The organism is Deltaproteobacteria bacterium, assembly GCA_018668695.1.
Taxonomy (GTDB): Bacteria; Myxococcota; XYA12-FULL-58-9; order XYA12-FULL-58-9; family JABJBS01; genus JABJBS01.
Genome location: JABJBS010000380.1, coordinates 1 through 7,037, shown reverse-complemented (window position 1 = coordinate 7,037; position 7,037 = coordinate 1). Strand labels below are relative to the sequence as shown.

Sequence of the window (7,037 nt, the reverse complement as noted above, 5' to 3'; positions counted from 1 at the left end):
CGGTCATTCTGCGCCCACCGCACGAAGGACAAAATCCCCGCCGCTTACATGAGAAAGCTACAAGATGGTTGTGCCGACACTTTGCGCACTCAAAGCGGGCAAATCCGTGGCTAAGAATTCCGCATCTGGAAAATGCCTGAAATTCTGCTCGAACAAATCCGGGAAGACAGCGCCCTGAGCTTTGAGCATGATGGGTGAAAGTTTCTAGATGGTTTTGAACAACTTGGTAGAGAAGAGTTTGGGATGGGTTTCGGCGTTGATAAGAGAGGCGAGGCATTCCCCTTTAAAGGCAAGATGCCTGCCAAAGATTTAATTGGGTTACTCACCGAAAAACCACGAGTTTTTAGAGCCGAGGTTATTATTAAGCCAAGCTCTTGCGACATTGGGATGCAAAAAGCGACACAAAGCAGTTCAATTGCGACAGCTTGTATTTGCTAATCGCGCATCAACACCAAAATCGATTTGAAAAATATAAAGAGAAGTTGTGGTACCGGTGGTCGGAATCGAACCGACACGATGTCACCATCAACGGATTTTGAATCCGTCGCGTCTACCAATTCCGCCACACCGGCCCATGAAAGGTGAGGCGTGTTTACCGGATCCATTTGGCATCTTCAAGCCTCCAGGGCGAAAATATGTACCTACACGCGCAGACTTGTTGGCCGGCGCCCCCGAAATTATACTTTCGCATTAGGGTGAGCTTCTCGCCCGGGGGAATTCAAATGGCCGTGTTCTTAATTTGTGGTCTCTTGCTCATCGCGGTGGCCCTGCTGGGCCGAGAGTGGTTTCTAAACCAGGAACGAAAGCGCCTGTTCGAGCTTTATAACCATTTATCGCGAGAATTGACCGATCAGAGGGTGCATTTGGGCCAATATGCCCAAGAACTCCATGTTTTGCGCCAGATTCTCATGGATTCCGGGACCATCAGCGAAGAAGACCTCATGCGCCTACACCTCCAGCTAATCCAGGACGCAAATCCCGCCCCTGCCCCGGCTCAGCCCTCTGCCATAGCCCCGCAAATCCCAGATCCACCGCGGCCTCCGGAGCCTTCTGTACTTCCCGGCGGTGAGCTAGCCAAGAATCGCACCCTTCACTAGCCGCAGCGCTTGCCCTGAAATCCAGCGAAGACTAAACTTCCCACATGAAACCTATTGTAGCGGCACTTACTGACGTTGGCCGAGTGCGGACCAACAACGAAGACGCCTTCTTCACGAGTGTGGAAGACGGCATTTATATCGTTTGCGACGGCATGGGCGGTCACAACGCCGGCGAAGTCGCCAGCCAGATGACATGCGAGGTTGTCGCGCGGGAACTCAAGTCTGAAAAAACCCAGGCTGCCCTCGCAAAATTCAGCGAATCCGGCAAAACAAAAGACAGCAAGAGCCTCCGTAAGCTCATGGAAGCAGCCATTACCACTGCCTGCCGTGAAGTATTCGGAAGCGCCTCGAAAGACTCCGAAAAAGCGGGCATGGGTACTACCTGCACCGTTGTACTCTTGGCAGACCACGGAAAAGGTATTCTTGGTCACGTTGGTGATTCACGGCTCTATGTGATGCGCCGAGACACCGTGCACCAGCTCTCTGAAGACCACACCTACGTAAACGAACTCGTCAAACGCGGAATCATCAACCGCAGCGAAGCCCAAGACCACCCACAAGGCAATGTGCTCTCTCGGGCTCTGGGTGTTCAACCATCCGTCGCCGTCGATACAATGATTTTCGATATCGATCCGGGCGACACATACATGCTCTGCTCCGACGGCGTCTATAACTACTACGGAGAACACAAAGAGCTGGCCGCGCCCCTAAGCAGCGCTAACCTCACCGGCGGTATCGAACAAATCGTTAAAACCGCTCTCGACCGTGGTGGCCACGACAATGCGACGGTTGTAGCCTTTCGTTTTTCAGACCAAGCCGAAGCCGATACTGCCACCGTGGCCGCAGAAGAACGAATCGCCATCCTCAAGCAGATTCCTGTCTTTAGCCACCTCAATTACAATGAGCTGGTGAAAGTACTAGGACTCACCCAAATCGATAAATTCGAGGCAGGCGTTGAGCTCATCAGTGAAGGCCAAGCCGGGGAAGAGATGTATGTGGTTCTGTCTGGAGACACAGAGATTCTCAAAGGTGGAAAAGTGATTACCACCCTACCTGCCGGGGTCCACCTGGGTGAAATGGCCATGGTCGATAACGCACCTCGTTCGGCAACGGCTCGCGCTAAAAATGACTGCAACGTGCTAACGATGAAGCGAGGAGAGTTTTTCTCCATTGTTCGAAGCGAACCTGTGATTGCTACCAAGCTTCTGTGGAGCCTGGTTCAGGTGCTCAGTGGCCGTTTGCGAGATACCAACGAAGCACTTCAAGGAGCTCGTAAAGAGCTTGCGGGGGACGAGCACACCGGATCGTTCGAGATTCTCTTCGACGATGGAGACACCTAAGTCGTGACTGGCATTGAAGACGAAAAGACCCGAATCTCGATACCGGCTCCTCTCCAGACGGGGCCAAAGAACTCGAGCCTCGTTCAGATTTACGGGCCGAATCTTGGACAGCGTTACATTATCGACCAACCCACTCTTTCTCTGGGCCGCGACGAGAGCAACGACATCGTCCTCGCCGATGAGAATGTTTCCCGCCATCATGCCGAAATCATCATGGGCGATGAAATTACCCTGGTCGACCAAGAGAGCACCAATGGTAGCCGCGTCAACGATGACGAGATTCGTAAAGCCGTCCTTGCCAACGGCGACCTGATTCAAATTGGCTCATTTATTCTCAAATACATCAGCAGCGGTAATGCTGAGGCCATCTTTCACGAAACCATTTACAACATGACCATTACCGATGGTCTCACCGAAGTGGCCAATCGCAGAAAGCTCGAAGAATTCCTCGAGCGTGAACTCGCCGGCGCCATTCGTCACAAACGCCCTCTATCAGTCGCAGTCATCGATGCTGACCATTTTAAAGCGGTCAACGACAACTTTGGGCACATCGCTGGAGACTATGTCTTACGCCGCCTCGCCCACGTGATCCAAGGCGTGATTCGCAAAGATGAGCTTCTCGCACGCTATGGCGGTGAAGAATTCGTCATCGTCATGCCCGAGAGTACACTCCAGCAAGCGTCTGTCTTGGCCGAAAAAGTCCGTAAACTGATCGAAGAAACGAAATTTCACTTCGAAGAACACACCATTCCGGTGACTGTTTCCGTTGGTGTTGCCAACCACTATTCCAAGCTTCAAGACGTGGATGCCTTCATAAAGGCCGCAGATGAGGCACTTTATCGTGCAAAAGAGACCGGTCGAAACCGAGTTTGTAACCACGAACCGAAATAACGCCTCGCGTCATGCGCATCCGGGTTTACGAACCCTGTCACACCCGTTATAAATTCGCCCACATCCCCACACAGGACGTCGGGGAAACCACACGCAACTAACTGGAGAGTTGAATGAAATCGTTTATTGGATGGCTGATTGTACTCGGAGTCATCATTGCTGGAGGCGTTATGGGCCTCAATGACTATCGCGAAAGAAACCGAGAATTTAGCTACAACCTAGAGCTAAACAAACTTCAATCAGCTTTCGAACGACAGTCGGCTGGCCTCCACCTTTTGGGACCAGAAAAGTATCAAGCTGAAATTGGCATCCACCTAGAGCGCTATTTCCGCGACATGCGTAAGCTTGGCAAGGAATACCCAGAGCATCAAGATTTCGAGCGTGAATTTAAGTACGGCGAAGCCAAGGTTGAAAAGGGTCATATGAACCCTGGTCAAAAGCAGGCACGTGACGAACGTATCCAGCTTACAATTGATCTGATGAACAAGATGCGCCAAGGGCACTATCGCCCACTCTTTAGCCAAGCTAACAACGGCTTTCGTTTCGATATCCATGACATCGGACCTGCCAAAGTAGACGGCCAAGACGCTATCAAGATGGCTTACATCCACTGGGGTGCATTTGGTCCCGTCGATTATCAGATGATTGAAGGTACTTTCACCACTCCTCAAGTGAAGGGTGAAGCTGTTCAAATCTCTAAGCTCGAAGGCGCAGCACAGCCTCCAACTCTTCAAATTAAGCCACAGCGCTGGGTTCGTGAATTCATGCCTGGCCTTGAAGTTGGCTATTACCTCTTCCCACGCTTCCCGCGTCAGGCAGAAGGCATCAAGCTTCGCTTCGATTTCACTCAGCGTACAATCGGCGGCAGCATCGTTCCTGTTGTGATTGATTTCCCTGAAATGAAAATCGCAGACGCTTGGAAGATTGAAGAAGGTAAAGAATGGAAAGCTGAAGAGCGCTTCGCAAGTGACGAAGAACTTGAAGCTCTCGGTGCAAAGCCACAGGTTAGCACCAAGTAAGCACTTCTATAAGAAGCTATTGAAAAGGCACTCGGGCGGTTAACGTCTGGGTGCCTTTTTTTTTGCCTTGAAGCCACCAGGCTCAAGCATAGAAACCTGCCCGTTCAAGCTCCTGCCGCCTGTGTTTAAAACCTATCCTAATTCTTTAATAACTAGCGAACTGCTTCGAGAACACGAGACATTCTCTTCTGAAGCTGACCCAGTTTACGAGAGACTCTGTCGAGGTCTCCACGAGTGGCCAGACCCACTGCACCAAGCAATCGCGTGCGGTGCTCATCCAATACTCTACGCCCACCACGGACGGAATGAAGGGCTGTGAGTAAAGCCTCATCTGCCTTCTCATCGCCTTTGGTCAGGCCCGACACTGCTCGCTCGCCTAAGCGAACTGCCCTGTCTTGTAACGATTTGAAGAGATTCTCAGCCATGTCGGCCTCATCACAGAATCGCACCTGGAAGTACAGCCAGAAAGAGCGGAAACCATAAAAAAAGGCCCGGCCCCTACAAATGCAGGAGCCGGGCCTTTTCCCTAATTATTTCAGTAGCTTTACTTAGCTGGCGCTACCGCAGCTAGAGTGAAACGCTCTACTTTGTAGCTCGCCTTGCCCGCTTTGATAGTCATAACAGCAGCCATACCCGTAGATTCGGTGCCGTCATTCATTGGCCAGCGGATTGAATCAACTGGGCCTGGGTTCAAGTAAAGAGCTGGGTGCTCAGCGCCAACAGCAAGCTTCGCGCCTGCGAGGTCGGTTGCTCTACCGCCCGCTTCATGAATGTTGCCGAAGATACCGAATGGGATGTTGGTATTCTTAAAGAGTGGCAAAAGTGCGTCGTGGCCAACATTGTTACCCTGTGAAGTGTAATCCAATGCATCTTTGCCAACCTGTTGAGGTCCGCCGTGAGAAACGAGGAGGCCTGGTGAATTAAGACCCGCTACGATGGTCTCAAGCTCTTTGATGTCGCCATCGAAGTATCGGCAACCATCTTCTGCGTGGAGGTAGTCGGGGTTGAAGTAACCAGGAAGGCTAACGAGGTCTACAGCAGGAGTATCTACACGACGTACCTGATTGAGGTTAAATACGTGTGGGTACTTGATGCTAGCAGCGGCAACAGCCTTGTTGAAGACTGTCTTGCTTTCGCGGTTACCGATAACGATGAATACAGGCACTTTCGGCGCTGCCAATACATCGAGAACAGCCGTAATGTGCTCTTCTGTTTCGCCGCTGTCACCAGCTACAACAATGGCATCAACCTTTTCAGCTGTGAAGAAAGTCACTGCCTTCTTGAGGTTCGCGATGTTTTCATCTGCCCCGTCTTTGATATCAGTAATAGCACCAAGAACGATACCATCGGCGTTTGCGCCTTCTTTCCAGGTTACAGTCGAGCCGTTGCGCTCCCACTTACCATTGGCAGTTTCAACGAGCTGAGGTGCGCCCTCGCCCGCTGCGCCAACACATGCTGGGTCTGCTTTGGTTTGAGCGGCTGCTTGAGCAGGCTCAGCTTTTGCTGGCTCAGCTACGGCTTCAGCTTTTTTGGCTGGTGCAGGTGCTTCCGTTTTACTTTGGCAAGCTGCCAATGCGCCAATCAGGCCGAGAGAGATAAATAGCGAACGAGATTTCATTTAGACGTCCCTGTGAGAGTCGAAAGGTATAGCAAGGCGAGTGACCGTAGCACTTGTGGTAGAGGTCATCAACGGACGCTGAGTGAGAAAAACAAACTTATCTTGGATTTTGCGCGGAAGGCTTGGTGCCCTCATCTAGCATTCGACGCGCTGCGTTCTGAACCCGCGGCGATGGGTGGCCACTTGCCAAAGTAACCAAGAATGCCTCAGCCATTTTCCCACCAATACCACCAACCGCATAAACCACTTGTACCACAAAGGCTTCATCTTTAAGGCGCGTGGTCGCGATCATGGCCTTAACGCCCTTATCATTGCCAATCTGGGCCAAGGCCCCAATCAACCTCAATAAAACACCGTCATCTTCTTCAACCTTGAGCATTTCAACGAGAACATCCACGGCATCCAATGCCCTCGTTTCCCCAAGGCGATTCACTAAAAACAGGCGCTGCCGCTTATCTTCCGTATTTTGCAGGGCCTCAATCAGCTGGCTTGATGTCCATGAGATGCGTTCTCGTCTCCAAAGCACATGCGCCCAGCCATCCCGAAATCCATGCTGAACCGAGCCGACGAGCCGATGCGGCTCCTTGCCCAGACCCATTGCCTCCAAAGGTGGCTCACCACTCTCGGGAATGAGCCTCACTAAGACTTCACGGTGCTGCTCGCCCTTGAACTCCACCACATCCCCGACGCGTAGCTCCAAGGCGTGGCCTTCTTCACCAATATCGTCGGGAGACCAGTTTACAAGCTTGTCTTGACCGAGTTCGCTTTCTACCATGGCCCGGATAGCCTCACGCATGGCAGTATCGCGATCGAAGTGAGCGGGAGCATTCACCAGCACTTTATTGAGTTGTATTCGCGGGCCGAGGTAGCCACTGTTCCAAAGATAGGCAAATAGTGTTGCAACGACCACTAGCAGCAAAGCTGGTATCGCTGCTTTCTGCATTTACATTCCCACCAAAAGCCGGTCTCCAAAGACCGTCGCCAAGCCCGCGTCGAGGATCTTTCTGCGTTGCGAGAAAATATCGTATTCCAAGCGGTGGTACGTAAAAAGCCTCGTTTCGGTGTCGTAGAT

8 protein-coding genes and 1 tRNA gene are annotated in these 7,037 nt (G+C 51.8%); 4 read left to right on the top strand and 5 right to left on the bottom strand.

Features of this window, described 5'->3' with window-relative positions; translation table 11 throughout:
* A partial coding sequence (locus HOK28_22155; GenBank protein ID MBT6435810.1) for an IS91 family transposase occupies nt 1-277 on the bottom strand: 277 nt, incomplete at its 3' end.
* 208 nt (nt 278-485) lie between these two features.
* A tRNA-Leu gene (locus tag HOK28_22150) sits at nt 486-572 on the bottom strand.
* 150 nt (nt 573-722) lie between these two features.
* On the opposite strand from HOK28_22150, the gene HOK28_22145 reads away from it, so the two are divergent.
* The 4 genes from HOK28_22145 (at nt 723) to HOK28_22130 (ending at nt 4,347) form a co-directional block, all read left to right on the top strand.
* A complete protein-coding gene (locus HOK28_22145) occupies nt 723-1,097 on the top strand; it encodes a hypothetical protein (GenBank protein MBT6435809.1) in 375 nt (124 codons plus the stop codon).
* 44 nt (nt 1,098-1,141) lie between these two features.
* Nucleotides 1,142-2,437 (top strand): cyclic nucleotide-binding domain-containing protein, encoded by a 1,296-nt coding sequence (locus HOK28_22140; GenBank protein MBT6435808.1) that lies wholly within the window; start codon nt 1,142-1,144, stop codon nt 2,435-2,437.
* 3 nt (nt 2,438-2,440) lie between these two features.
* The gene (locus tag HOK28_22135) at nt 2,441-3,328 is read left to right on the top strand and encodes a diguanylate cyclase (protein MBT6435807.1); all 888 of its coding nucleotides are present in this window, start codon (nt 2,441-2,443) and stop codon (nt 3,326-3,328) included.
* 113 nt (nt 3,329-3,441) lie between these two features.
* The gene (locus HOK28_22130; GenBank protein ID MBT6435806.1) at nt 3,442-4,347 is read left to right on the top strand and encodes a hypothetical protein; all 906 of its coding nucleotides are present in this window, start codon (nt 3,442-3,444) and stop codon (nt 4,345-4,347) included.
* Between the two features lie 152 nt (nt 4,348-4,499).
* Here the strand turns inward: HOK28_22130 and HOK28_22125 are convergent, their stop codons facing one another.
* The 3 genes from HOK28_22125 to HOK28_22115 all read right to left on the bottom strand — a co-directional run bounded on the left by HOK28_22125 (nt 4,500) and on the right by HOK28_22115 (nt 6,908).
* Entirely contained in the window at nt 4,500-4,772 is a 273-nt protein-coding gene (locus HOK28_22125; GenBank protein ID MBT6435805.1) for a hypothetical protein, read from the bottom strand.
* Nucleotides 4,773-4,891: 119 nt separating this feature from the next.
* Nucleotides 4,892-5,965 carry a hypothetical protein gene (locus HOK28_22120; protein ID MBT6435804.1) on the bottom strand — a complete coding sequence of 358 codons (1,074 nt, stop codon included), beginning with the start codon at nt 5,963-5,965 and terminating at the stop codon, nt 4,892-4,894.
* A 97-nt stretch (nt 5,966-6,062) separates the two neighbouring features.
* A complete protein-coding gene (locus HOK28_22115; protein MBT6435803.1) occupies nt 6,063-6,908 on the bottom strand; it encodes a HEAT repeat domain-containing protein in 846 nt (281 codons plus the stop codon).
* Nucleotides 6,909-7,037 lie beyond the last annotated feature (129 nt).